The 23433-nt window shown below is 69.6% G+C and carries 30 protein-coding genes; 12 read left to right on the top strand and 18 right to left on the bottom strand.

Annotation, left to right across the window (positions count from 1 at the left end; all coding sequences use genetic code 11):
- Positions 1–55: 55 nt before the first annotated feature.
- The gene (locus ACWF9G_RS31655) at positions 56–706 is read left to right on the top strand and encodes a phosphate signaling complex PhoU family protein (protein ID WP_452519788.1); all 651 of its coding nucleotides are present in this window, start codon (positions 56–58) and stop codon (positions 704–706) included.
- A gap of 4 nt (positions 707–710) precedes the next feature.
- Here ACWF9G_RS31655 and ACWF9G_RS31650 read toward each other — a convergent pair whose 3' ends face one another.
- The gene (locus tag ACWF9G_RS31650; protein ID WP_452519787.1) at positions 711–1544 is read right to left on the bottom strand and encodes an RNA polymerase sigma factor; all 834 of its coding nucleotides are present in this window, start codon (positions 1542–1544) and stop codon (positions 711–713) included.
- A 17-nt stretch (positions 1545–1561) separates the two neighbouring features.
- Positions 1562–2515 carry a haloalkane dehalogenase gene (locus ACWF9G_RS31645; protein ID WP_452519785.1) on the bottom strand — a complete coding sequence of 318 codons (954 nt, stop codon included), beginning with the start codon at positions 2513–2515 and terminating at the stop codon, positions 1562–1564.
- A gap of 178 nt (positions 2516–2693) precedes the next feature.
- On the opposite strand from ACWF9G_RS31645, the gene ACWF9G_RS31640 reads away from it, so the two are divergent.
- From ACWF9G_RS31640 to ACWF9G_RS31630, 3 genes are read left to right on the top strand one after another with little or no spacing between them, the layout of a single operon-like run.
- A complete protein-coding gene (locus ACWF9G_RS31640) occupies positions 2694–3479 on the top strand; it encodes an HNH endonuclease family protein (RefSeq protein ID WP_452519783.1) in 786 nt (261 codons plus the stop codon).
- 35 nt (positions 3480–3514) lie between these two features.
- On the top strand, positions 3515–3739 hold the full coding sequence (locus tag ACWF9G_RS31635; protein WP_379310748.1) for a hypothetical protein: 225 nt from the start codon (positions 3515–3517) through the stop codon (positions 3737–3739).
- Between the two features lie 25 nt (positions 3740–3764).
- On the top strand, positions 3765–4508 hold the full coding sequence (locus ACWF9G_RS31630) for a phosphatase PAP2 family protein (protein WP_452519781.1): 744 nt from the start codon (positions 3765–3767) through the stop codon (positions 4506–4508).
- Here the strand turns inward: ACWF9G_RS31630 and ACWF9G_RS31625 are convergent.
- Entirely contained in the window at positions 4457–4702 is a 246-nt protein-coding gene (locus ACWF9G_RS31625; RefSeq protein ID WP_452519780.1) for a zinc-binding dehydrogenase, read from the bottom strand. The genes ACWF9G_RS31630 and ACWF9G_RS31625 overlap by 52 nt on opposite strands.
- Positions 4626–5051, bottom strand: a complete 426-nt coding sequence (locus ACWF9G_RS31620) for a hypothetical protein (protein WP_379310750.1) — start codon at positions 5049–5051, stop codon at positions 4626–4628. Before ACWF9G_RS31620 ends, ACWF9G_RS31625 begins: the two co-directional genes overlap by 77 nt.
- Before the next feature lie 114 nt (positions 5052–5165).
- On the opposite strand from ACWF9G_RS31620, the gene ACWF9G_RS31615 reads away from it, so the two are divergent.
- Positions 5166–5957, top strand: coding sequence for a helix-turn-helix domain-containing protein (locus ACWF9G_RS31615; protein WP_379310751.1), 792 nt, complete (start codon positions 5166–5168; stop codon positions 5955–5957).
- A 133-nt stretch (positions 5958–6090) separates the two neighbouring features.
- On the opposite strand, the gene ACWF9G_RS31610 is transcribed toward ACWF9G_RS31615, so the two are convergent.
- The 4 genes from ACWF9G_RS31610 to ACWF9G_RS31595 form a co-directional block, all read right to left on the bottom strand.
- A complete protein-coding gene (locus tag ACWF9G_RS31610; protein WP_452519778.1) occupies positions 6091–7302 on the bottom strand; it encodes an FAD-dependent oxidoreductase in 1212 nt (403 codons plus the stop codon).
- 160 nt (positions 7303–7462) lie between these two features.
- Positions 7463–8104 carry a PadR family transcriptional regulator gene (locus ACWF9G_RS31605; protein ID WP_379310753.1) on the bottom strand — a complete coding sequence of 214 codons (642 nt, stop codon included), beginning with the start codon at positions 8102–8104 and terminating at the stop codon, positions 7463–7465.
- Between the two features lie 78 nt (positions 8105–8182).
- Complete coding sequence (locus tag ACWF9G_RS31600; protein WP_452519776.1) at positions 8183–10213, bottom strand: MDR family MFS transporter; 2031 nt, start codon at positions 10211–10213, stop codon at positions 8183–8185.
- A 68-nt stretch (positions 10214–10281) separates the two neighbouring features.
- Positions 10282–10914: a TetR/AcrR family transcriptional regulator gene (locus ACWF9G_RS31595; protein WP_452519774.1), complete on the bottom strand. Its 633-nt coding sequence runs from the start codon at positions 10912–10914 to the stop codon at positions 10282–10284.
- Positions 10915–11014: 100 nt separating this feature from the next.
- Between ACWF9G_RS31595 and ACWF9G_RS31590 the strand changes: the two genes are divergently transcribed.
- The 4 genes from ACWF9G_RS31590 to ACWF9G_RS31575 all read left to right on the top strand — a co-directional run bounded on the left by ACWF9G_RS31590 (position 11015) and on the right by ACWF9G_RS31575 (position 13742).
- Complete coding sequence (locus tag ACWF9G_RS31590; RefSeq protein WP_452519772.1) at positions 11015–11935, top strand: sigma-70 family RNA polymerase sigma factor; 921 nt, start codon at positions 11015–11017, stop codon at positions 11933–11935.
- A 39-nt stretch (positions 11936–11974) separates the two neighbouring features.
- A complete protein-coding gene (locus ACWF9G_RS31585) occupies positions 11975–12850 on the top strand; it encodes an oxidoreductase (RefSeq protein ID WP_379310757.1) in 876 nt (291 codons plus the stop codon).
- Positions 12851–12936: 86 nt separating this feature from the next.
- Positions 12937–13368, top strand: coding sequence for a transcriptional regulator (locus ACWF9G_RS31580; protein ID WP_379310758.1), 432 nt, complete (start codon positions 12937–12939; stop codon positions 13366–13368).
- Between the two features lie 26 nt (positions 13369–13394).
- Positions 13395–13742, top strand: coding sequence for a DUF3817 domain-containing protein (locus tag ACWF9G_RS31575; RefSeq protein ID WP_379310759.1), 348 nt, complete (start codon positions 13395–13397; stop codon positions 13740–13742).
- 59 nt (positions 13743–13801) lie between these two features.
- Here the strand turns inward: ACWF9G_RS31575 and rdgB are convergent, their stop codons facing one another.
- The 10 genes from rdgB to clpS form a co-directional block, all read right to left on the bottom strand.
- Positions 13802–14407, bottom strand: coding sequence for an RdgB/HAM1 family non-canonical purine NTP pyrophosphatase (rdgB, locus tag ACWF9G_RS31570; RefSeq protein ID WP_452519771.1), 606 nt, complete (start codon positions 14405–14407; stop codon positions 13802–13804).
- A 2-nt stretch (positions 14408–14409) separates the two neighbouring features.
- Positions 14410–15174: a ribonuclease PH gene (gene rph / locus ACWF9G_RS31565; RefSeq protein ID WP_452519770.1), complete on the bottom strand. Its 765-nt coding sequence runs from the start codon at positions 15172–15174 to the stop codon at positions 14410–14412.
- Between the two features lie 44 nt (positions 15175–15218).
- Positions 15219–15983, bottom strand: a complete 765-nt coding sequence (locus ACWF9G_RS31560; RefSeq protein ID WP_379311344.1) for a cyclic nucleotide-degrading phosphodiesterase — start codon at positions 15981–15983, stop codon at positions 15219–15221.
- A 69-nt stretch (positions 15984–16052) separates the two neighbouring features.
- Positions 16053–16754, bottom strand: a complete 702-nt coding sequence (locus ACWF9G_RS31555; RefSeq protein WP_452519808.1) for a rhomboid family intramembrane serine protease — start codon at positions 16752–16754, stop codon at positions 16053–16055.
- Between the two features lie 71 nt (positions 16755–16825).
- Complete coding sequence (locus ACWF9G_RS31550) at positions 16826–17788, bottom strand: PLP-dependent cysteine synthase family protein (RefSeq protein ID WP_379311343.1); 963 nt, start codon at positions 17786–17788, stop codon at positions 16826–16828.
- Between the two features lie 4 nt (positions 17789–17792).
- The gene (locus tag ACWF9G_RS31545) at positions 17793–18071 is read right to left on the bottom strand and encodes a MoaD/ThiS family protein (RefSeq protein WP_452519767.1); all 279 of its coding nucleotides are present in this window, start codon (positions 18069–18071) and stop codon (positions 17793–17795) included.
- A 34-nt stretch (positions 18072–18105) separates the two neighbouring features.
- Positions 18106–18525 (bottom strand): Mov34/MPN/PAD-1 family protein, encoded by a 420-nt coding sequence (locus ACWF9G_RS31540; RefSeq protein ID WP_379039902.1) that lies wholly within the window; start codon positions 18523–18525, stop codon positions 18106–18108.
- Between the two features lie 110 nt (positions 18526–18635).
- Positions 18636–19694, bottom strand: a complete 1059-nt coding sequence (locus ACWF9G_RS31535; RefSeq protein WP_379311342.1) for a P1 family peptidase — start codon at positions 19692–19694, stop codon at positions 18636–18638.
- A gap of 24 nt (positions 19695–19718) precedes the next feature.
- Positions 19719–20288, bottom strand: a complete 570-nt coding sequence (gene aosR, locus ACWF9G_RS31530; protein WP_379311341.1) for an oxidative stress transcriptional regulator AosR — start codon at positions 20286–20288, stop codon at positions 19719–19721.
- Positions 20289–20301: 13 nt separating this feature from the next.
- A complete protein-coding gene (clpS, locus tag ACWF9G_RS31525; RefSeq protein WP_379311340.1) occupies positions 20302–20652 on the bottom strand; it encodes an ATP-dependent Clp protease adapter ClpS in 351 nt (116 codons plus the stop codon).
- A gap of 61 nt (positions 20653–20713) precedes the next feature.
- Between clpS and ACWF9G_RS31520 the strand changes: the two genes are divergently transcribed.
- From ACWF9G_RS31520 to ACWF9G_RS31510, 3 genes are all read left to right on the top strand, one after another.
- Positions 20714–22027 carry a nicotinate phosphoribosyltransferase gene (locus ACWF9G_RS31520; protein WP_452519765.1) on the top strand — a complete coding sequence of 438 codons (1314 nt, stop codon included), beginning with the start codon at positions 20714–20716 and terminating at the stop codon, positions 22025–22027.
- 73 nt (positions 22028–22100) lie between these two features.
- Positions 22101–22667 (top strand): isochorismatase family protein, encoded by a 567-nt coding sequence (locus ACWF9G_RS31515; protein WP_452519764.1) that lies wholly within the window; start codon positions 22101–22103, stop codon positions 22665–22667.
- A 130-nt stretch (positions 22668–22797) separates the two neighbouring features.
- Positions 22798–23334 (top strand): DMP19 family protein, encoded by a 537-nt coding sequence (locus ACWF9G_RS31510; protein ID WP_452519763.1) that lies wholly within the window; start codon positions 22798–22800, stop codon positions 23332–23334.
- Positions 23335–23433 lie beyond the last annotated feature (99 nt).

Genomic DNA, 23433 nt, shown 5'->3' with positions numbered 1-23433 from the left:
GCGAAGATCACCGGTTGGATTCCCCGAAACGCCTCGATGGGGAACAATTCAGCCCGTGCGGACCCAGTTCACCCTCGAGCTCGTTGCCCTGTCCAACGATCTCACCCTGATGTCGCGCCTGGCTCATGACGCGACGGAGCGGATCACCGAGGCGCTGGCAGGCGCCGACCTGACCGCGACCTACGAGGTCTTCGCCATCGACGAACAGCTACAGCAGATGTTCGCCGCCTGCGAGAACCGCACCATGGCGCTGCTGGCCCTGCAGGCGCCGGTCGCGCGCGACCTACGTCACGTGGTCACCGCGATCCAGATCGCCGGCGAACTCTCGCGTATCGGCAGGCGCACCGAGACCGCGGGCCAGTACGTGTATCGCGCCCATCCGCGCGCGGTGGCGCAGGAGCCGGTCATCGCCGAGCTGGTGGCGATGGGCGCCCTGGCCGCCGAATGTGTTGCGCGGGTTGGCGCTTCGGTCGCGACCGGCCGTTTCGTCGCAGACGACGGTACCGCGGCGGAGTCCATGGACGTGCTGTGCAAACAGCTGCGCACGGTGCTGGCCACGACCGGGACGGACGCGGGTGCGGCGATCGATCTGGCTTTGCTGGGCAGTCAGTTCCAGCGCTGCGTCGACCACACCGCCCGCATCGCCCGGCTGATCCGCTTCCTGGACACCGGCATTCCGCCGGAGACGGGCTCGCTGCCCGACTGATCGCTCAGTCGAGCAGCGAGAACCGGCCCGAGCCGACCAGTGCCGTGATCGCCGCGATCTTCTCCTGCGGCGCCGCGTAATCCGGGTGCGCCGCGAGGACGGCGGCCGCGTCCCGCAGCCGGCTCAGCTCTGCTGCCGCCTCGGCGACTGTGCGACCACCCTGTCGCACAGCGTGTTTCGTATAGGCGGGTTGCGCGACATCGATCCGCCCGAGCTCGCTCGCCCTGGCCACCCGGCGGGCGCACCGGCACGGCGCCGCCGGATTCACCAGCCCGCAGGAGGAGCGCAGGAACGCGCCGAGCCGCTGTTTGGCCCGCTCCCAGCGCTTTTGATACGCGGCCGGAGTGATGTCGAGCACCCAGGCCGCCTCGGCCGCCGAGAGCCCGAACAGGTCGCCGAGGACGAAGGCGACCCGCTCGTCGCGGCTCAGGCACTGCAGCACCGCCTGGGTGCAGCTGAGCCGGACCTCCTCGGCGAGCAGCGTGGCTTCGGGACCGCGGTAGTCCTCGGTGGCCAGTCCGTCGAGCAGGCTCGCGCCGAACTCGTCGAGGCTGAGCCGCGCGTCCTCGGCGGCCGAACGTCGGTGCTGCGAGATCAGATAGTTGGCGCCGACCCGGTAGGCCCAGGTGAGCAGCTTGGCCTCGCCTCGCCACGTGGACAGCCTGGTGACCACCCGGATCAGGATCTCCTGGACCGCGTCCTCGGCGTCGGCCGGGCGGCCGGTCATCCGCAAGGCCAAGCGGTACAGGGGATCCTGCAACCGGCCGATCACCTCGGCCAGCGCCGCCTTGTCGCCGTCGACGGCGCGGGCCACCAGCTGGGCCTCCTCGTTCTCCATTCCGCCATTGTCGCCGGTCATGCCCGGTCGAGCAGCCCGTGCCGGTCCAGCCAGCCGGCAACGGATTTCGCGATGGCTTCCGGCTGGTCCTCGGGCGCGTGATGCGAACCCGTACCGACCGATTCGACCTCGATGTCGGCGAATGTCCGCGCCGCCCACTCGATCACCTCGGCGCCGCCGAGCCCGACCGCGGGTTCCACCGTCATCAGCAGCTTCGGCACACCCGCGCTCGCCGCCATCCACTCGCCGTAGGCGTTCACCCTGGCCACGACGTCGGCGGGCGCACCGTCGAGCGGGAACTCCCTGGCCCAGGCCAGCATCGGCGCCCGCGAGGCCGGGGTGGGATACGGGGCCCGGTAGGCGTCGAGATCGGCCTCGCTGAGCGCGGGGACCAGGGTCGGCAGGTTGTACTCGATGAATTTGTTCTCGTTCAGCACGGCTTGTTCGCCCGCGGGAGAACGGAACAGGCGGAACATCTCGGCCGAGCGGGCGGGCAGCTCCGACCAGCTCAGCGGGCGAAGGAAGGTCTCGATGACCGCGATGCCCGCGACCCGCCCGGGATGCCGGGCGGCGAAATCCATGGCCAGGGTGCCGCCCCAGTCGTGGCCGACCAGGATCGGGTCGGTCAGGTCGAGCGCGTCGAACCAGGCGTCGAGGTAGCGCGCGTGATCGTCGAGGCGGTAGGCGATGTCGGGTTTGCCGGAGGCGCCCATGCCGATCAGGTCGGGAGCCAGGCAGCGCGCGTGTTCGCGCACGACGGGCAGCACATTGCGCCACAGGTACGAGCTGGTCGGGTTGCCGTGCAGGAAGACGACGGGACGGGTGTCGGCACCCGCGTCGCTGTAGGAGATGAACGAGTCGATGACGTCGACGGTCGGCATGGCCGGTTTCCTTTCGGTGAATGATCCTTCCCTGGGTTGGACGCGGGGAACCGACCGGCGCCGACAGGGATTCGCTGTGATCCGTGTCACTCCCGGTTTACGTGGCGTTTACGCCGGTCACCTCCGTCGATAGGTGAACGCTATTGAGCCGCAATTCCTTTGCACTGTCGTGTGCGGAAGGTCATAGCCGACAATCAGTTACGACACAGCGTGCGGCCGTTAGGTTGTGCCGGTTCATTTTCGACGAAGGCATATGGGTGGTACGGGCATGAAGTGGTCCTCGATCAGCGGCTCTCCTCTGGGCCGGGCCCTGCTCGCCCTCGCCGCGGCGATCTGTCTCGGCGTCGTCGTGACCGTGGCGAATTCGCTGCTGGACAAGGCGAACCCCACCGCGCCGGGACCCGGTCCGGCCAACGCCGCGACAGTGTCGGGCAAGGAGATCGGCGACCTGGTCGGCACACTCGTCGTCGCCAAGGAAGGCCCGATGACGGGCTACACCAGGGAGAAGTTCCCGCACTGGGACACCAGCAAGCCCGAGCACGGCTTCGGCGGCGACCTCGCGCAGTACGCCAAGTGCACCACCCGCGAGGTGATGATGCTGCGCGACGCCACCGGCAAGGTCACCCTCGACCCGAAGACCTGCGAACTGAAGATTCCCGCAGGCGCGGGCTGGCAGGACAGCTACGGGTTCGTCGACAAGAAGACCGGGCAGCTCGGGCCGTACAAGTTCATCACCGATCCGGCCAAGGTCGACGCCGAGCACATCGTCGCGCTGGCCGAGGCGTGGCGCTCCGGCGCCGCCGACCGCGACGAGGACACCCGCCGCCGCATCGCCAACGATTCGCTGAATCTCGTCGCCGCCGACCCGTCGGCCAACCGCTCCAAGGGCGATCAGGACCCCGCGAACTACTTGCCGCCCGGCAATTTCCGGTGCGCCTATGTCGAGCATTACGTGAAGGTCAAGATAAAGTACGCGCTGACCGTTGATACCGCCGAGCACACCGCGTTGCGCACCGCAGTCGACGACTGCCTCCGCCGAGGAGAGTTCAAATAAGCGAGACGATCGAGATCACCGCCGAGAGCGCCGTCATGACCGAAGAGGAAGGGACGGTGTCCGGCGAGCTCGACGTCATGCTCGATGATTCGGGCAAGGGCCTCGTCCGCTACCGCGGTACCGACACCTGGTACACCATCGGCAACATCGAGGCCGAACCCCCGCGCGCGTGGGACAGCGTCGCCGACCTGGTGAAGGCGATCAAGAAGGTCGCGGGCACCCGCGATGTCGCCGGGAACACGGTGGTCTTCGAAGCCTGAGCCCGCGGCTGGCAATCTGGTAGTTATGCCGACTGCCTCTGGAAGACCCCCGTCCGACGACGTCGCGTGGTCCGCGCTCGGCCGGCGGCTGCCGCTCGCGATGACGCTGATCGCGACCGCCGCGATCCTCGTCGCCGCGCTCACCTGGCAGGTCAACTACGACGCCGGCATCATCCGGATCGATCCGCGGGTGCTCGACTGGATGATCGCCCACCGCGGCGAACCACTGACCTCGATCGCCCGGGTGGTCACCGATCTGGGCGACACCCTGTCGATGACGATCCTCGCGGCGATCACCGTCGCCTGGTTCGCCTGGCGGCGCAACTGGCCGACCGCGGTGCTGGTCGCCGTCACCTCGGCGGGCGCGGGCGTGCTGGTCGTCGTGGTCAAGCGGATCGTCGGCAGGCACCGGCCACCCGAGCTGACCCGCCTCGTCGTCGAGCCGAGCCTGTCCTATCCGTCGGGCCACACCCTCGGCACCACGGTGGTGGTCGGCATCGTCGCGCTCACCGTCATCCCCAGCCTGCGCCACGCGGCGGTCCGGGTGGCCGCCACCGTGTTCGCGGTGGTGTTCCCGATCGCGGTCGGCCTGTCTCGGGTCTACCTGGGCGTGCACTGGTTCACCGACGTCCTCGCAGGCTGGATCTTCGGCCTGTTCTGGCTGACACTGTGCGTCACCGTGTTCGCCTGGGTCTACCGCGAGTACTCCCCCGACGATCAACTCACCGAAACCACCACCTTGCCGAACGCAGCCCCCGACCGCAGGTAGTCGTCGGCAGCGACCACCTCGCCGAACCCGAATTCACGGTCGATCACCGGGCGCAGCCGAACGTGCCGGTCCGGCGACCGACCGCGGTCCGCCGGATCGCAGGCCCGGTAGGGGCGTTCATCGCGAGCCCTCGATGAACTGGTGGTCGGACACGATGCGGCCGTCGGTGTCGAGGGCGAGCAGGTCGAAGCCACCGCCGGCCGCGGTGCCGTCGTCGCGCCGGGTCATCGTCCAGGCGATGCCGACCGTGTCGGCGGGGAGTTCGACGGCGGGTCCGGCTGCCGCGAAGACGAAGTCGCCGGAGGCGAGGAACATTTCATAGGCGCGGGTGGCGCGGCGATCGAGCGCGTCGTGTCCGTGCACGGCGAGCGCCGGGACCGGGAAGGCGAGTTCGGTGGCGGCCTTGCGGATTTCGAGGGGCGGATCGACCAGGAACTGCGCGCCGTCGACGGCGAAGAGCTGCTCGATCAGGGTGCGGCGCGCGGCCGGGTCGGATTCGTTCCAGAGGGCCACGTAGGCGGTGGCGAGGTCGTTGATGCTCATGACGACAACTGTGCCGTGGCCCGCGATTCCCCGCGATTCCCTGCGGGGAATGACGGACCATCGGCTCATTCCCCGTGGGAATAGCGTGCTGCCCGCGCACGGTTGACTCGACCCATGACGATCGCGCTGTCCACCACCGCCTTCGGCCCGCAACTGCGGCATTGGCGCACGCTGCGCCGGGTCAGTCAGCTCGACCTGGCGATCCGCGCCGAGACGAGTCAGCGCTACCTGAGCTTCCTCGAACAGGGCAGGTCCCAGCCGGGCCGCACGATGGTGGTTCGTCTGGCCGAATCGCTCGAGCTGACGTTGCGCGACCGCAACAACCTGCTGCTGGCCGCGGGCTTCGCCCCGGTGTTCCCCGAAAGCGACCTCGCCGCGCCGGAATTGGCGCCGGTGCGCGAGGCGCTCAGCGCGGTCCTCGACGGGCACCTGCCGTATCCGGCGCTGGTCGCGCGGCCACGGGGCGAGCTGGTCACGGCCAATGCCGCGTTCGACCTGTTCACCGAGGGTGTCGCCGACGACCTGCTGCGCGCGCCGATGAATGTCCTGCGCCTGGCCCTGCATCCCGACGGCGTCGCGCCGCGCGTGCGCAACCTGCCCGAATGGGGCAGGCACATCATCGACTCGTTGCGCAGCCGCGCCGCCCACACCCCAGACCCAGCCCTCGACGAACTGATCGCGGAACTGTCCGGCTACCTGCCCGCAGCCGCTCCCGGCCCCGACCACCTCGGCTTCGCCGTCCCGCTGCACCTGCGCACCGACGACGGCGACCTGCGCCTGATCACCACTCTCACCTCGTTCGCCACCGCGACCGACGTCACCATCGCCGAACTCCACCTCGAGGCGTTCCTGCCCGCCGACGCGGAGACCGCCCGCATTCTCCGGCTGCGCGCCGACCGCCGCTGAACTCCCGATCCATAGGCTGTCGCTATTTCCAGGCGAGGACACCGAGTACGCCTTGATCGCGTTGTGCGTGAGCGATAGTCCCTGTGCCGCGGCGAGCCCCTCGGTCGGGATGATGACCGAGGGGCTGCCCGGATCAGCGGGTGACGGCCACCAGCTCCCGCTGCACCGGTGCGTCCCAGTCGATGCGGTAGCGGCGTTCGGCGCCCATCGTCTTCTCCGGGTTCATCACCGTCTTGACCATCAGCGGCATCATCGCGTTCATGATCTTGCGGGCGAACGGACCCGGCGTCTTACTGTGGTTGACCTTCGCCGCGCGGGCAGCGATGCCCTCCACCCTGGCTCGCCGCAGCTGCTCGTAGGCCGCGAAGGCCGCGGTGGGCGTGTCGATATCGCGCAGGCAGCGGGCCAGCTGCAAGCCACTCTCGATCGCCAGCGACGCGCCCTGACCCGAGCTGTTCGACGGCGCGTGCACCGAATCGCCGACCAGCACCATCCGGTCGCGGTACCAGTGCGGGACCGGCGGCATGATGTGCAGTGCCCCGGTGATCTCCAGGTTCTCGGCGGTGGTGCGGCGGGCGAACTCGCCACCCGGGGTGTCGGCCGCGTAGGTCTCGCGCAGCACCCGCAACCAGTGCTCGGCCGGGACCGCGCGGGCCTCGGTCAGCGAGTAGTACTGCTTGCTGGGCAGATTCGCGCCCCAAGCGACACGGCCGTCGGCGTGCTGCCAGTACAGGTAGTAGGCCTTGGCGCCGAACGAGAACACCATGGTGTCGGTCGGCAGGTCGAGATCGCAGTCGACCAGGGCCCCGAAGCCGAGCATGCCGGTGTAGTCGGGGCCGGGCGCGGCCGGGTCGATCAGGTTGCGGACCGTCGACCGGATGCCGTCACAGCCGACAAGGATGTCCGCGGACGCGGTCGAGCCGTCGGTGAAGTGCGCGGTCACGCCGTCGGCGTGCTCGTCGACGCGCACCAGGCGCTTGTCGTAGGTGAACGGCACGCCAGCGGCGACCGCGTGATCGTGCAGCGTGCGGTGCAGTTCGCCGCGATCGACGACCTGCAGCGGCGGCTGATCGGCCAGCACCGGCAGGATGTGTTCGCGGCCGCCGACGGCCAGCCGCATCCCCTGGACGGGCAGCGCGATCCCGCGCACCGCGTCGCCTGCGCCGATGATGTCGAGGGCCGCGACCCCGTTCGGGGCGAGTGCGAGCCCGGAGCCGATGCCGTCGGACGGCCCGGAATAGGCCTCGTAGACATGGGCGTCGATGCCTGCCAGCCGCAGGGCGGTCGCGGTGACGGGTCCGGCGATGCCACCGCCGATGACCAAGGCGGAACGTGTTGTGGACATGAGTGATCTCCAGATCTGTGTCTGCGTCACCCGGGCTATCCTGTGGTTGCCAGCCTCGTAGCCGGGTGCGCATGCGTGTGAGCACGGTGTCGGGACGGTTCTCGGACTCGGTGGGGTGTTGCCGCACACCACCGGGTCCGGGTCTTTTCGGGAGCGAGTTCTAGTCGTTGCCCCTTTCGCCGAATTCGGGAATCCGGTCGGCGGGCATGCCCTCGGCATGCCACTGCCGCCACATCTCCAGGCCTTCGAAGGTCCCCGCGCGCAGTTCGTCACGCAGCGAGCGCGCCCACCGCGCTTCGGCTTCCAGCATCGCGATGCCGAATTCGGACTCGACGAGGAACAGCCGGGGCAGGGTGCCCGCCAGCGCGGCGAGATCGGTCTTCGCGCGCTCGACGGCCTCGTCGAGCGCGGCGATCCTGATGCCGAGCAGCTCGACCACCTCGTCGGGCGGGAGCACAGCCAGGATCGACAGTCCGGCGGTGAACCGGTGGTGTTCGGGTTCGGGCGAGGCGAGCAGTTCCCTGGTCCAGTCGGCCATCTCGGCGCGCCCGGCATCGGTGATCCGGTAGATCACCCGTTCGGGGCGCGCGCCGTCGCGTTCGCTGCCGACGACTTCGAGAAAGCCGGCCTTGGCCATGTTCTGGACGACCGTGTAGAGCGAGCCCCACTTGATGTCCATGTCCTTGTCTTTGCCATGGGCACGCAGGGTGGCGGCGATCTCGTACCGGTGCATCGGCCGCTGCACGATCACCGACAGCACGGCGAGCGCGAGCAGATTGTTCACCTTGCGCTTCGTAGCCATGACTACCTCCTTACTCGTCTACGAATATACGTCTACGAGTATTCGGTGGGCAAGGCTTGTCCAGTGGACTGGACGGAATCAGACCTTGGCGACCTCGACGCTGTCGGCGCCCTGCTCTAGCAGCTTGCCCGCGATATTCGACAGCGCCTCGTCGAGCAGCGCGCGATCGGCGGGGTCCCGGTAGTTCCAGTCGTCGAGCCGGTCGCCGAGCCAGCGCCGCCAGCCCGCTCGCAGCTGGTCGACCTCGCGGCGGCCCGGCCCGGTCAGCGACAGCGTGCCCGCGTCGTCGAACAGCAGTCCGTCGTCGACGGCCCGCCGGAACACCGGCGAGAGCACCTCCACCGGCAGCCGGTGCCGGAAGGCGATGCCGTGGATCTTCGCGGGCAGGCCCTGCTTGTCGTAGAGGTACACCTGCCCGAGCGCCCAGGCGGCGTCCGGCCCGAGCGAGCTGCCCGACGCCGCGATGAGTTCGGGAATGATCGGCTTGCGCGCCCTGGCCTTACGCACGGTCGCCGCGACCGCCCGTTCCAGCTGCACCACCCGGTCGTCGGAATCGGGCACCGAGAAACCCTCGCCGATATCGTCGGCGCCGTGCCGCGCGCTGTCGCGCAACCGCACCTGCGGAAGGAACCAGGCGACGGCGAACCCGAGCAGCGCGACCGGGACCACCCAGCGGAACACGTAGTTGATCGAGTTCGCGTAGGCGTCGACGATCTGCGCCGAGAGCTCGAGCGGCAGCTCACGCAACACCTTCGGGTTGGCCGCCGCCTCGGGGGTGATGCCTGGCGTCTGCCGCAGCGCCTCGGCCAGCGCCGATTTGCTCTGATTGTTGTAGAGCGTGCCGAACACCGCGGTGCCGAACGCGCTGCCCAGTGTGCGGAAGAACGTCACGCCCGAGGTGGCGGTGCCGAGGTCGGCGTAGGGCACCGTGTTCTGCACGACGATGGTGAGCACCTGCATCGACAACCCGAGCCCGGCGCCGAGGATCAGCATGTACAGCGATTCCAGCCAGACGCTGGTCTCGCGGCCCATCGTCGACATCAGGGCGAGGCCGACGGCCATCACCGCCATGCCGACGACCGGGAAGTACCGGTACTGCCCGGTGCGCCCGACCACCTGTCCGGAGAAGACCGAGGTGATGAACAGGCCGACGACCAGCGGCAGCGTCCGCACGCCCGACACCGTCGCCGTCGCGCCGTCGACGTATTGCAGGTAGGCGGGCAAGTACGTCATCGAGCCGAGCATCGCGAAGCCGACGATGAAGCTGAGCACCGAGCACACCGTGAACACCCGGCTGCGAAACAGCCGCATCGGCAGCATGGGCGCCACCGCCCGGTTCTCCACCATGACGAACGCGACCAGCAGGACGGCAGCCAGCACGAACAGCCCGATGATCTGCCAAGAGCCCCACGGATATTCGTTGCCGCCGAACTCGAGTCCGAGGATCAGCGCCGAGACGCCGAGCGCGACAAGGCCGATGCCGAGGTAGTCGATCACCGGCCGCGCGACCGCGCGCAGATGCGGCAGCGTGCGCGCCGCCATCGCGATCATGATGATCGCCAGCGGCACATTGACGTAGAAGCACCAGCGCCAGCTGGCGTGGTCGGTGAACAGCCCGCCCAGAGTAGGGCCGACGACGGTCGTGATGCCGAAGACCGCGCCGAGCGCGCCCTGATACTTGCCGCGTTCGCGCAGCGGGATCGTGTCGGCGATCAGGGCCATCGAGGTGACCATCAGCCCGCCCGCGCCGATGCCCTGGATGCCCCTGGCCAGGATCAGCACACCCATGCCCGGCGCGAGACCGGCCAGTGCCGAGCCCGCGATGAAGATGACGCCGCTGAGCTGGAACAGCAGTTTGCGGCCGAACAGGTCACCGAGTTTGCCCGCGAGCACGGTCGCGACGGCTTCGGCGAGCAGGTACGCCGTCACCACCCAGGCCATGTGGCCCGCGCTGCCGAGATCGGCGACGATCGACGGCAGCGCCGCCGACACGATGGTCTGGTCGAGCGCTGCCATGAGCATGCCCAGAACGACCGTCGCGAAGACGACATTGATCTTGGCCTTGCTCATCGGCTCGACGGGCTCGTCTACAGCAACACCATCCGCCATTGCCCCAGTATGGGCGTTCTGGCCGCTCCCGATACTTCAGTGACACGGCAGCAAATCGATGCCGGAACTCAGCGCACCGCGTAGTCGCCCAGCCCCGGTTCGAGCGCGTCGAACGCGATCCGGGTGTATTCGCCCAGGGCCGTGGCGATCTCGTCACCGGATTCGCCGTCGAGCGTGCGGCGCAGGATCTCGTCGAACAGCACCCGGTGCACGCCGGCGAGCTGGGCCGCGGCGACCCGCGGGGTGATGTCGTCGGGCGCGGCGCCGGTGGCCTCGGCGAGCGCACGCGCCAGCGCGGCCTCCCGGTCTTCGTGGAACTCGCGCAGTCGCGCTGTCAGCGCGGGACTGTCGGTGATCATCTTCGCGAACGGCGCTCCACTGAACCCGATCACCGGATCCTGCGCGGCCACCGCGGCGAGGTAGGCGCCGCGCAGCGCGACCAGCGCCGATGCACCCGGTTCACGTCCCCGCACGACCGCCGCGAGTTGCTCGGCGAAGACCTCGCCGAGGTCGAGGGCGAGGTCCTCCTTGCGGGGGAAGTAGTTGGTGACGGTCATCTTGGCGACATCGGCGGCCGCGGCCACGTCGGCGATCGTCACCTTGTCGAACCCGCGCTCGAGGAACAGTTCGGTCGCCTTGTGCGAGATCTGCTCCCTGGTCTGCTGCTTCTTCCTGGCTCTGAGCCCCTGCTGCGTCGTCATACCGGAAGCATATCTGAAGTCGTCCCAAATTTGTTCTTGACATATTTTTAGGTCCGATCTAAGTTTGTCCTCGTTGCCGCCTCTTGCATGGGAGTTCCTCTTGACCGTCACCGCTGATCCCATCCGCGACTACCTCACCGCCATCGCCCGCACTCCCCTGCTGACCGCCGAGCAGGAATACGCGCTCGCGGCGCGCATCGCCGCGGGTGCGGCCGCGCGCACCGAACTCGACGAGAACGCCGCCGTCGGCATCGAACTCACCGCCGCGCAGCGAGAACATCTGCGGCACACGGAGATCGACGGCCTGCGCGCGAAAGACCATATGGTGCGGGCGAATCTGCGCCTCGTCGTCTCCATCGCGCGGCGGTTCCCGACGAACACGGGCATGTCGCTGCTGGATCTGATCCAGGAGGGCACCCTCGGGCTGATCCGCGCGGTGGAGAAGTTCGACCACGAGCGCGGGCTCAAGCTGTCCACCTACGCGACGTACTGGATCCGGCAATCGATCGGCCGCGCGCTCACCGATCAGGGCCGCACGATCCGGCTGCCCTCGAATGTGGCCGATGTCCTGCACCGGGTGATCCGCGTCCGGCGCGAGCTCACCCATCAGCTCGGCCGTGCGGCCACCGTCGAGGAGCTGGCCACGGCCGCCGAGCTCACCGTCGGCCAGGTCGAGGCGATGCTGCGATACGAGGCCGAGCCGGTGTCACTGCACGCGCCGGTCGGCGAGGACACCGAGCTGGGCGCCCTGCTGCCCGATACCGCGCCCGCCCCGGCGGACACGGTCGCCGAGCGCATGCTGCCCCGCTATGTCGAGGCCGCGCTCGGCGTACTCACCGAGCGCGAGTCCGCCGTCATCCGCCTGCGCTTCGGCCTCGATCGCGGCGAGGGCCGCACCCTGGAGGAGGTGGGTTCGGAGCTGGGCGTGTCGCGGGAACGCGCCAGGCAGATCGAGGCGAAGGCGATGTCGAAGCTCCGCAGGCCCGCCTGCGCCAGTACGCTGACAGGGCTGCTCGACTGAATACTTCCTTCCGATCTTACTCCGGAGTAAGGTCGGCGCATGGCATGGAAACCAACTGACATCGCGGACCAGACCGGGCGCACGTTCGTGATCACCGGGGCCAACGGCGGCCTCGGTACCGAAACCACCAAGGTGCTGGCAGGCAAGGGCGCCACCGTGATCATGGCCTGCCGCAACGCGGCCAAGGCCCAGCCGATCGCCGACGCCATCCCCGGTGACGTCCGGGTGGCCGCCCTTGACCTGGCCGACCTGGCTTCCGTGCGTACATTCGCCGAGCAGCAGGGCGAATTCGACGTGCTGATCAACAACGCGGGCCTGATGAACATCCCGTTCTCCCGCACCGCCGACGGCTTCGAGACCCAGTTCGGCGTCAACCACCTCGGGCATTTCGCGCTCACCGGCCTGCTGCTCGACCGGATTACCGACCGGGTGGTCACCCTGGCCAGCATCGCGCACAAGCAGACGCCCAAGCTCTGGATCGACGACCTCAACTACGAGAACCGCCGCTACCAGCGCAACCTCGCCTACGCCCAGGCCAAGCTGGCCAACCTGATGTTCGGCCGCGAGCTGCAGCGCAGGCTCACCGAGGCCGGGTCGGCGAAGAAGTCCTACGCGGTACACCCCGGCGTCTCGGCGACCGACCTGTTCGCCCACACCGAGACCCCGCTGGACCGGGTCAGCAAGCCGTTCATCAAGCTCATCGGCCACCCGCCTGCCAAGGCCGCCCACTCGTCCCTGTTCGCGGCCACCGAACCGGCCGCCGACCCGACCGTCTACTGGGGACCCAACAAGTGGATGCAGTCCCAGGGCCCGGTCGAGCCGTGCCCGTCGAGCGCGATCTCGCGCAATCCGGAACTGCAGCGCAGGCTGTGGGAGGAATCCGAGCGGATGACAGGCATCAGCTACAAGTTCTGAGGGTGGGCCACGAGCCCGGCTATGACGCCCCTCTCAGCTGCGACCTGGTCCTACGCACGCTGTAGTAGCCGGGTACCGTGGAGCGCGTGTCCGCTTCTTCTCCCCGCCCGGCGCACAATCGACCGGCCCTGATCGCGCTGGTCGTCGTTGTCGCGCTGGGCTGCCTCGCGCTGGCCTGGTGGCAGTGGGAGCGGTTCGAATCGGCGTCGGGTACGGGCCAGAACCTCGGCTACGCGATGCAGTGGCCGCTGTTCGCCGCGTTCGCGGTGTTCGCCTACGTCCGGTTCGTGCGGCTGGAACGCGAGGCCGAGGAACCGGCGTCGGCACCGCGCACGGCCGAGTCCGAGGCGCCGCGCGAGATCCCCGCCGGGATCCTGCCCGAACGGCCGAAAGCCGCGCCCGCCGACGACCCGGAAACGGTCGCCTACAACCAGTACCTGGCACAACTGCACGCCAACGACATCGATGCGCAGGTCCGCTCGGCCGGTCTGCACGCCACTGAGAGGAACGCCGGGTGACCGACAACAACACCACCGCACCGTCGCTGGAGAAGGAGACCGGCGCACCCGCCGCAGGCGCGGGCACGGCCAAGATCGGCCCGGCGCTGCAGCGCTACCGGGTGCTGGCGTGGGTCACCGGTCTGTGGCTGCTGCTGCTCACCGCCGAGATGATCGCCAAGTACGGCTTCGGCGTCGACACCCCGAGCTGGATCGCGGTCGTGCACGGCTGGGTCTACTTCGCCTACCTGCTCGTCACCGCCGACCTCGCGGTGAAGGTGCGCTGGCCGATCGGCCGCACCGTCGGCACCCTCATCGCGGGCACCATCCCGCTGCTGTCGTTCTTCGTCGAGCACCGCAACGCCAAGGACGTCAAGCAGCAGTACGGCCTCTGACCCCATCCACGACAGCGCCGCCGCCCCGATTCCGGAGCGGCGGCGCTGTCGTTTTCCGATCAGGCCAGGGCGGCCAGCGCGGGGATGAGCTGGGTGAGGGCCCGGCCGCGGTGGGAGACCGCGTCCTTTTCGGCCGGGGTCAGCTCGGCGGCGCTGCCGGTGCCGCCGTCGGGGCGGAACAGCGGGTCGTAGCCGAAGCCGGCGTCGCCCGCGGGTTCGCGGGCGATGGTGCCGCGCCATTCGCCGCGAACCACGGTGGTCGTGCCGTCGGGCAGGACCAGGGCGCAGGTGGAGACGAAGGCGGCGCCGCGGCGCTCGTCGGGGACGTCACCGAGCTGGCCGAGCAGCAACGCGTTGTTGGCGGCATCGTCACCGTGGCGGCCCGACCAGCGCGCCGAGAGCACACCGGGCATGCCGTTGAGCGCGTCCACCTCGATCCCGGAATCGTCCGCCACACACGGCAATCCGGTGGCGACGGCACCGTCACGGGCCTTGGCGATCGCGTTCTCCTCGAAGGTGGCCCCGGTCTCGGGCGCCTCCTCGTACGGCGGCACGTCGGCCAGGCTGACCAGATCGATCCCGGCCACGCCCGCCTCGTCGAGGATCCGGCGCAATTCCTTCAGCTTCTTGGCATTCCGGCTGGCGACCAGCACACGCGCGGCCACGGCTACTTCTTCGCGGCGGGCTCGGGCAGCGCGCCCGGGTAGGCCAGCGCCAGCGCCTCTTTCTGGACCGCGAACAGCTGCTCGCAGCCGGCCAGCGCCGAGTCGAGCAGCTTGTCCAGGGTCGAGCGCGGGAAGGTCGCGCCCTCGCCGGTGCCCTGGATCTCGACCAGGGTGCCGGTGTCGGTGGCGACCACGTTCATGTCGACCTCGGCGCGCGAGTCCTCCTCGTAGGGCAGGTCGAGGCGCACCCGGCCGTCGACCACGCCGACGCTCACCGCGGCGATCATGCACGAGATCGGCTGCGGGTCGGCCAGTTTGCCCGCGGCGGCCAGGTAGGTCACCGCGTCCGAGAGCGCCACGTACGCGCCGGTGATCGCGGCGGTGCGGGTGCCGCCGTCGGCCTGCAGCACGTCGCAGTCCAGCGCGATGGTGTTCTCGCCGAGCGCGGCCAGGTCGATGCAGGCGCGCAGCGAACGGCCGATCAGCCTGCTGATCTCCTGGGTGCGCCCGCCGACCTTGCCCTTCACCGACTCACGCCCGCTGCGGGTGTGGGTGGCGGCGGGCAGCATCGCGTATTCCGCGGTGAGCCAGCCGAGCCCGGAATCCCGGCGCCACGGCGGCACACCCTCGGTGACGCTGGCCGTGCACATCACCCTGGTCTGCCCGAACTCGACCAGCACCGATCCCGCCGGATGCGTGGTGAAGCCACGGGTGATCCTTACCTCGCGGAGTTCGTCATCCGCCCTGCCATCGGCTCGTCTCGACACGAGGAGAGTGTATTGGCCGACGCGAGATCCGGGGGTGCGGGGTGCTAGAGGTCGAAGGTTTCGCCCGGGGACACCGCGTGGACCGGACCGGAGAAGGCGGCCTTGGCCTCGGCGATCACATCCTCGCGCGAGGTCCACGGGGGAATGTGGGTGAGCAGGAGTTCCTTGGCGCCCGCGCGGGTGGCGATCTCGCCCGCCTCGGTGCCCGAAAGGTGAATGCCGGGTGGGCGATTGGCCGGATCGTGGGTCCACGAGGCTTCCGCCATGAGCACGTCGGCGCCCTGCGCCAGGTCGACCACGGCATCGCACATGGCGGTGTCGCCGGTGTAGACGAAGACGCGGCCGTCGGCGGCGGTGATCCGCAGGCCGTAGGACTCCGGCGGGTGGTACATCCGGCGGGCTTCGACCGTGTGGCCGGGACCGAGCGGCACGGGGACGTTCTCGACCCAGGCCTGCGAGTCGATCACATCGGACCAGTCGTCGGTCTCGCCGCCGATCTCGGCGGAGGCGTTGCCGATGCGCAGCGCGGCGTCGGAGGGACCGCGCACCAGCGCCTGACCCTGCGGCGGGTTCGGGTGGTAGCGGCGCCACACCAGCAGCGCGGGCAGGTCGAGGCAGTGATCGGCGTGCAGATGGGTGAGGAAGATGTCGACGTCACCCGGGTTCATGTACTTCTGCAACGCCCCGAAGACACCGGGACCGAAGTCGATGACGGTGGGCCTCATGTCAGGGCCGGTCAGCAGGTAGCCCGACGCTGGGGCGTCCGGGCCGGACACGCTGCCCGAGCACCCGAGGACGGTAAGGCGCATGCCCCCATGCTGCCACGACGTGCTGGTGCTCAATGCAGGATCCCCCCATTTTCCAGACTGGATCCCCGGCTACCGCGTAGGTACTGCGCGGACGGCCGATGCTCCACGGCGGCGTCGACGTTCATCACCAGAGAGTACCCAGCCCGCCAGGACTCCACCCACCGCCCCGAAAAGATGTCCCTGCCAAGAAATTAGGGGGTCGCTGGGCAGCACGCCCCACAGCATGGAGCCATACAGCAGGAAGATCACCACGCCGAGCACGATCTGCCCCACATTACGGGCGAACCACCCACGGCAGATCAGATAGGTCAGCCAGCCGAACACCAGCGACGACGCGCCGACGTGCACGCTGCCCGACGAGCCGGTCAGCCAGGTGCCGACACCGGCGACCACCCAGATGATCCCCGTGGCCGCGATGCCGCGCCCGATCCCGGAGAGCAGGACCAGGAAACCGAGGATGAGCAGCGGCAGGGTATTGGCCATCAGGTGGTCCCAGCCGCCGTGCAGCAGCGGCGCCCAGAGGATGCCGTCGAGCCCGTCGGCCGCGCGCGGCTCGATGCCGCCCGCGTCCAGCTGACCCGGCGCACCGGCGGGACGATCGTGCGAGAGCACCGCGTCGATGCCCTCGATCAGATACAGCGCGCCGACGAACCCGAGGATCACCACCGCGGCCCTCGCCCACACCCTGGTGCCCGCCCGCTTGGCCGGCGTTCCCGCCCCGGTCCGCCCCTGCAACCCGGCGATCCGATCCGGATCGAACGAGGCTCCGATTCCACCCACCGACATCGCCTCCGCTCAGGCAGGGCCGTCGCTCAGCCCACTCCCCACAGAGTACCGAGCCGTCAGGCCCAGAGCTGGCCGTCGAGCTTCTCCTCGGCCTCGTCCAGGGTGCCGTCGTAGGCGCCGGTGGACAGGTATTTCCAGCCGCCGTCGGCGACGACGAACGCGATATCGGCGCGCTTGCCCGCCTTCTGCGCCTTCTTCGCCACGCCGAGCGCGGCATGCAGAATCGCACCGGTGGAGATGCCGGCGAAGATGCCCTCCTCGCCGACGAGCTCGCGGGTGCGCTTCACCGCGTCGTACGGCCCGACGGAGAACCGGGTGGTCAGCACCGTCTCGTCGTACAGCTCGGGGATGAATCCCTCGTCGATGTTGCGCAGGCCGTACACCAGCTCGCCGTAGCGGGGCTCCGCGGCGACGATCTCGATGCCCGGCACGTTCTCGCGCAGGAACCGCCCGGTGCCCATCAGCGTCCCGGTGGTCCCGAGCCCGGCCACGAAGTGCGTGATCTCCGGCAGGTCGGCCAGCAGTTCGGGTCCGGTCGTCTCGTAGTGCGCGAGCGCGTTGGCCGGGTTGCCGTACTGGTAGAGCATCACCCAGTCGGGGTTCTGCGCGGCGATCTCCTTGGCCATGGCCACGGCCTGATTCGACCCACCGGCGGCGGGCGAGTCGATGATCTCGGCGCCGAACATGGTGAGCAGCTGACGCCGTTCCACCGAGGTGTTCTCCGGCATCACGCAGACGATCCGGTAGCCCTTGAGCTTGGCCGCCATGGCCAGCGAGATCCCGGTGTTGCCGCTGGTCGGCTCCAGAATGGTGCAGCCGGGCGTGAGCAGCCCGTCGGCCTCGGCCTGCTCGATCATCCGCAGCGCGGGCCGGTCCTTGATCGACCCGGTCGGGTTGCGGTCCTCGAGCTTGGCCCACAGGCGGACATGGTTGTCGCCGTCCCACTGCGGTGACAGCGTCTTCAACCCGACGAGCGGGGTGTTGCCGAGCGTCGCGATGAGCGATTCGTAGCGGGCCACGATGTCAGTGCGCGCCGCCGGCGACCGCCGGCAGGATGGTGACCGACGCGCCAGCGGGCACCTCGGCCTCGAGTCCACCGGCGAAGCGCACGTCCTCGTCGTCGACGTAGATGTTGACGTAGCGGTTGAGCTTGCCGTCCTTGAGCAGCCGCTCGGCCAGGCCGGGGTGGCTGGCGTCGAGGTTCTCGATCAGCGCCGACAGCGTCGAGCCCTCGCCCTGGACGCGCTTCTCGCCTCCGGTGAGACCTCGCATGATGGTCGGAATGGACACGGTTACCGGCATGAGGACTCCTCGGGTGTGACTTGGTTCGGTGGGTTCAGGCGTCGTAGGAATCGACGATCCGCACGGGTTCTTCGGTGACCTCGCCGTCGACGATGCGGTAGCTGCGCAGTTCGTGCTGCTCCGGGTCGCGGGTGGAGATCAGCACGTAGTGCGCGAACGGCTCGGAGGCGTAGGAGATGTCGGTGCGGCTCGGGTAGGCCTCGGTGGCGGTGTGCGAGTGGTAGATGACGACGGGGGTCTCGTCGGCGTCGTCCATCGCGCGCCAGACCTTGAGCTGCTCACCGGAATCGAACCGGTAGAAGGTGGGCGAGCGTTCGGCGTTGACCATGGCGACGAAGCGCTCCGGCCGGTCGCTGCCCTCGGGTCCCGCGATGATGCCGCAGGCCTCGTCGGGGTGGTCGGCGCGCGCGTGCGCGACCATCTCGTCAACGAGATCGGCCCTGATCACCAGCACTTCCTCGACCCTTTCCACATCTTTACCGCGTGCTGTCGAGCACCACCTCGACAACCACCCACCCTATTCGGGTATTCCTCGCGGCGCGCACACCGGTCCCCACCAGCGCATCAGCGCGGGAACAGATCGCGATAGGCCGGGATTCCGGCGATCGAGGTCGCGCTGAGCACGGCGTCGACGACGGCCCGTTCGACGACCACCGCGGCGGCCGTGCACAGCTGGTCGAGCAGCAGCAGGTCGCCGGGGAACGCGCCGGGCAGCGGCACCGGCGGCACCGCGATCGCGCCGGTGGACAGCGCGAACAGCGTGTCGCCGTCGAGCGGGGAATGCACGGGGCGGATCGCGCGGGCCAGCCCGTCGTGGGCGGTGGCCGCGAGCCTGCGGCAGGCGATCGGGTCGAGCGCGGCATCGGTCGCGACGACGCCGATCGTGGTGTTGAGCACGATGCTCTTCACCGGCAGCGCGTTGAGCGCGGCGATCTCGGCCTCGGTACCCGGCCGCAGCCCGAAGAACTCGGGACCGTCGGTGCCAGCACCCCACAGCAGACCGGTGCGCGGATCGACCACCGAGCCGACGGGATTGGCGACGATCACCGCCCCGACGGTGACACCCGCGCCCGGCCCGTCGGCGAGAACCACACTCGCCGAACCGATTCCGCCCTTGAGCGCACCGGCGCGCGCGCCGACACCCGCACCCGCGGTGCCGCGCGCGAAGTCGGCCGAGGCCGCCTCCGCCGCCCGGAAACCGAAGTCGGCGTCGGGCCTGATGTCCCACGCCCCGACCGGCAGATCGAAGATCACCGCGGCGGGCACGATCGGCACCACCCGGCTCGGGTCGGTCGGGTCCATCGGGATGCCCTCGCCATGTTCCTCCGACCAGCGCATCACGCCGTCGGCGGCGGCCAGACCGTACGCGCTGCCGCCGGTGAGCAGCACCGAGTGCAGCTGACGGACCGTGTTGGCCGGATCGAGCAGGTCGGTTTCCCTGGTGCCAGGCCCGCCGCCGCGCACATCCACCGAGGCGGTCGCGCCGCCGGGGACCCGCACGACGGTGCAGCCGGTCGCTGCGCCCGTGCCGAGGGTGACGTCGTCATCGAGCACCTGGTGGTGGCCGACCAGCACGCCTGCCACATCGGTGATCGCGTTGCGTGGACCGGGTGCGCTGCGCATCCGTCGACCCTAGACGCGGGTGGATCAGGGGGCGAGCGCCTGCAGCAGCGAGTCCTGCATCCAGGTCAGCCAGTGGTAGACGTCCAGATGCGGCGCGCGCGGATCACTCGGATCGAACTGTTCGGGCGTGTCGTCATCGATGTCGAGCAGGGTGCCCAGCGCCAGCCGGACGTCGGTGAGCGCGGCCAGCCAGCCGTCGGCCTGTTCGGGGGTGAGCACGATCTTGCCGCCCGCCTCGGGACAGCTGTCGAGCACGATCCGGCCCGCGGCCAGTTTCGCGTCGATGATCTCCGGCTCGTGCAGGCTGCGCAGGGCGGCGTTGAGGTCGGCGCGCTTGGCGTCGGGGGAACCGGGCTCGGCGCGGTGGAAATCGGGCAGCAGGCGCAGCAGCTGCGGATCGTCGGGCGGGGTCGAGTTGCCGGTGCGCAGGCCGGTGAGCGCGGCCAGCTCGTCCTCGGGCGCTTCCGAGGCGCGGTCGCTCAGCAGCCCGGACACGGCGCCGATCAGGGAGCGCAGAACGGTGGCCTCGTGCTCGTCCATCTCGGATCGAAGCTTCAGGCCACTCAGCGAGTTCTTCCTGCTCCACTTGCGCACAGGGTTACGGTACTCAGTCGTCGCGCTGCATGGTTGCCCAGAGCCCCGCGGCGTGGAGTCGGCGCACGTCCTGTTCCATTTTGTCCCGTGATCCGGAGGACACGACCGCCTTTCCTTCGTTGTGCACCTGCATCATCAACTCGGTCGCCTTGGCTTTGCTGTAGCCGAACAGCTTCTGGAAGATGTAGGTGACGTAGTGCATGAGGTTCACCGGGTCGTCCCAGACGACGGTGACCCATGGTCGGTCCTCGGCCTCGAGGATCTCGGTGTTCTCGACAGCCTCCGGCATCGCCTGCGCCGCTGACAGTGCGGCGTTCACGGCGCCGGTGGCGGCGCCGGCTCGAACGGTATTGCACTCGGCCATAAAACCCAGGGTACGACGAGGCCGCGAAGAAACAACACCCGCGGTGACTACAGTTTCTCGTGTGCAGATCCGTGACGAGTTCGCCAGCACCGCGCTGCTGACCGATCAGTACGAGCTGACCATGCTGGCCGCCGCTCTGGCCGACGGGTCGGCGCATCGCCAATGCACCTTCGAGGTGTTCGCCCGGCGCTTGCCCAACGGCCGCCGCTACGGCGTCGTCGCGGGCACCGGCCGGTTGCTCGACGCGCTGACCCACTTCCGCTTCGGTGACGCCGAGCTCGCGGTGGTCGCGAAATTCCTCGACCCCGCCACCGTGGAGTGGTTGCGGGAATATCGCTTCACCGGCGACATCGACGGCTATGCCGAGGGTGAGCTGTATTTCCCCGGTTCGCCGATCCTGACCGTGCGCGGCAGTTTCGCCGAATGCGTGCTGCTCGAGACGCTGGCCCTGTCGGTCCTCAACCACGACAGCGCGATCGCCTCGGCGGCCGCCCGCATGGTCAGTGCCGCGGCGGGCAGGCGGATGATCGAGATGGGGTCGCGGCGCGCCCACGAACTGGCCGCGCCGTCGAGCTCCCGGGCCGCCTACCTGGCCGGTTTCGACGCCACCTCCAACCTGGAGGCCGTGCGCGGCTTCTACGTGCCGGGCGCAGGCACCAGCGCGCACGCGTTCACGCTGCTGCACAGCGGCGCCGACGGTGAGCACGAGGCGGCCGCCTTCCGCAGCCAGATCGACGCGCTCGGCGTCGGGACCACCCTGCTCGTCGACACCTTCGACATCACCAGGGGCGTCGCGACGGCGATCGAGGTGGCGGGTCCCGAACTGGGCGGCGTGCGGATCGACTCCGGTGACCTCGGCGTGCTGGCCAGGCAGGTCCGCGACCAGCTCGACGGGCTCGGCGCCACCGGCACCCGCATCGTCGTCTCCGGCGACCTGGACGAATACGCGATCGCGGCCCTGCGCGCCGAACCGGTCGACGTGTACGGCGTCGGCACCGCGGTGGTCACCGGTTCCGGCGCGCCGACCGCGGGCATGGTCTACAAGCTGGTCGAGGTCGACGGCATTCCGGTCGCCAAGCGCAGCAGCCACAAGCAGTCGCGCGGCGGCACCAAGAAGGCCGTGCGGCTGGCCCGCGCGACCGGCACGATCGTCGAGGAGATCGTGTATCCCGCCGCCGGAGAAGCACCGGCCACCAACGGTTTCCAGGTGCGCGAGCTGCAGGTGCCGCTGGTCCGCAAGGGCGCGGTGGTCGACGGGGTGGCGACGCTGGCGCAGAGCAGGGAGCTGGTCGCGCGCGGGCTGGTCAGCCTGCCGTGGGAGGGGCTCAAGCTCTCGGCGGGCGAGCCCGCGGTGCCGACCACGTTCCTGGGCTGATCGAGTGGCCGACCCGGCGCGGGCGGCGGAGAATTAGGTCCGGCAGAGCCCTGCGGCGAAGGTGGAGGACGGCATGGCACGCGGCCTGGTGATCGTGGACGTGCAGAACGACTTCTGTGAGGGCGGTTCGCTCGCCGTCACCGGTGGCGCCGCGGTGGCGGCGGCGATCAGCGCGTTCCTGGCGGGCAACCACTACGACGCCGTGGTCGCGACCAGGGATTATCACGTCGATCCCGGTCCGCACTTCTCGGCGGAGCCCGACTACGTCGACACCTGGCCACCGCATTGCCGGGTCGGAACGCAGGGCGCCGACTTCCACCCGGCGCTCGACACCGGCCCGATCGAGGAGGTCTTCTCCAAGGGCGACTATTCCGCGGCGTACTCCGGCTTCGAAGGCACGTCGGCCGACGGCACCACGCTGGCCGACTGGCTGCGCGCCCGGTCCATCGACACCGTCGACGTCGTCGGCATCGCCACCGACCACTGCGTCCGCGCCACCGCCCTGGATGCCAGGTCCGAGGGCTTCGACACCCGCATCCTGCTCGACCTCACCGCCGGCGTCGCGCCGGAGACGGTCGCCTCCGCGCTGACGAAATTGCGCGCGGCGGGCGTCGACCTGGTCGGCGAGCTGCCCGCCTGACCCAACCACGCGGGCTTCAACCCAACGGGCGAGCTGCCCGTTCGACCACCCGCGACCGACGTCGACCCGGCCGGCAAGCTGCCGCCCGACCACCCGCGGCGGGCACGGACCGCGCGGCTAGCCTGCACGCATGGACTACCGATTCCCGGCGCAAGCGCGCGGCAGGCTGACGACGGCGCTGGCCGAGATCGACTCCATCCACGACGCCGCCGACATCGTCTTCTGGTCCAACCCCGTCACCCATGAGTTGCAGCGGCGCGGCATCGGCGCCTTCGCCGAACTCCCGCCCGCCTTCGCCCACCTGCTGGCCCTGTCGAGCCTGCACACCAGCGTCCTGGACGCGGGTTTCAGCAGCTACCTGCGCACCCGCCGCAGCGAACTCCCCTGGGCCACACGCGGTTTGCGCGCCGCAGGCATGCCGCAACTGGCCGCGGCCGCGGTACTGGCAGCCCGCGACGCCTCCGCCAGCTCCGCCGACGACGACCTGGACCGCTTCTTCGACGACGAGCACCAGACCATCGCCAACCCCGGCCAGATCCGCCGCCCGGACGGCGCCCGCGCCGACGACCCCGACGAGATCTACGACATCAACGAACCCACCGACTTCGAGCAGCGCGTCCTCGACTACATCCGCGCCAACATCGACGACTTCGTCCGCGAGTCCTGAGCGGGCAGCAAACCCGGCCCCGCGCACCCGACCTCGAGGAGGGTCCGCCGCGCAGCGGCGGTTCGCGGCCGTCCCGCCGGTCAGGCGCCGTTGCGTAGG

The sequence above is a fragment of the Nocardia sp. NPDC055029 genome (genome assembly GCF_053608525.1).
This window is presented reverse-complemented; position numbering and strand designations above follow the sequence as displayed.

What these genes read in the sequence shown, in the direction of transcription:
- ACWF9G_RS31650 (WP_452519787.1), bottom strand. Translation starts at nt 1,544, where the DNA reads ATGGAGAACGAGGAGGCCCAGCTGGTGGCCCGCGCCGTCGACGGCGAC.
- ACWF9G_RS31640 (WP_452519783.1), top strand. Translation starts at nt 2,694, where the DNA reads ATGAAGTGGTCCTCGATCAGCGGCTCTCCTCTGGGCCGGGCCCTGCTC.
- ACWF9G_RS31635 (WP_379310748.1), top strand. Translation starts at nt 3,515, where the DNA reads ATGACCGAAGAGGAAGGGACGGTGTCCGGCGAGCTCGACGTCATGCTC.
- ACWF9G_RS31630 (WP_452519781.1), top strand. Translation starts at nt 3,765, where the DNA reads ATGCCGACTGCCTCTGGAAGACCCCCGTCCGACGACGTCGCGTGGTCC.
- ACWF9G_RS31620 (WP_379310750.1), bottom strand. Translation starts at nt 5,051, where the DNA reads ATGAGCATCAACGACCTCGCCACCGCCTACGTGGCCCTCTGGAACGAA.
- ACWF9G_RS31615 (WP_379310751.1), top strand. Translation starts at nt 5,166, where the DNA reads ATGACGATCGCGCTGTCCACCACCGCCTTCGGCCCGCAACTGCGGCAT.
- ACWF9G_RS31610 (WP_452519778.1), bottom strand. Translation starts at nt 7,302, where the DNA reads ATGTCCACAACACGTTCCGCCTTGGTCATCGGCGGTGGCATCGCCGGA.
- ACWF9G_RS31605 (WP_379310753.1), bottom strand. Translation starts at nt 8,104, where the DNA reads ATGGCTACGAAGCGCAAGGTGAACAATCTGCTCGCGCTCGCCGTGCTG.
- ACWF9G_RS31600 (WP_452519776.1), bottom strand. Translation starts at nt 10,213, where the DNA reads ATGGCGGATGGTGTTGCTGTAGACGAGCCCGTCGAGCCGATGAGCAAG.
- ACWF9G_RS31595 (WP_452519774.1), bottom strand. Translation starts at nt 10,914, where the DNA reads ATGACGACGCAGCAGGGGCTCAGAGCCAGGAAGAAGCAGCAGACCAGG.
- ACWF9G_RS31585 (WP_379310757.1), top strand. Translation starts at nt 11,975, where the DNA reads ATGGCATGGAAACCAACTGACATCGCGGACCAGACCGGGCGCACGTTC.
- ACWF9G_RS31560 (WP_379311344.1), bottom strand. Translation starts at nt 15,983, where the DNA reads ATGCGCCTTACCGTCCTCGGGTGCTCGGGCAGCGTGTCCGGCCCGGAC.
- ACWF9G_RS31545 (WP_452519767.1), bottom strand. Translation starts at nt 18,071, where the DNA reads ATGCCGGTAACCGTGTCCATTCCGACCATCATGCGAGGTCTCACCGGA.
- ACWF9G_RS31535 (WP_379311342.1), bottom strand. Translation starts at nt 19,694, where the DNA reads ATGCGCAGCGCACCCGGTCCACGCAACGCGATCACCGATGTGGCAGGC.
- clpS (WP_379311340.1), bottom strand. Translation starts at nt 20,652, where the DNA reads ATGGCCGAGTGCAATACCGTTCGAGCCGGCGCCGCCACCGGCGCCGTG.
- ACWF9G_RS31515 (WP_452519764.1), top strand. Translation starts at nt 22,101, where the DNA reads ATGGCACGCGGCCTGGTGATCGTGGACGTGCAGAACGACTTCTGTGAG.
- ACWF9G_RS31510 (WP_452519763.1), top strand. Translation starts at nt 22,798, where the DNA reads ATGGACTACCGATTCCCGGCGCAAGCGCGCGGCAGGCTGACGACGGCG.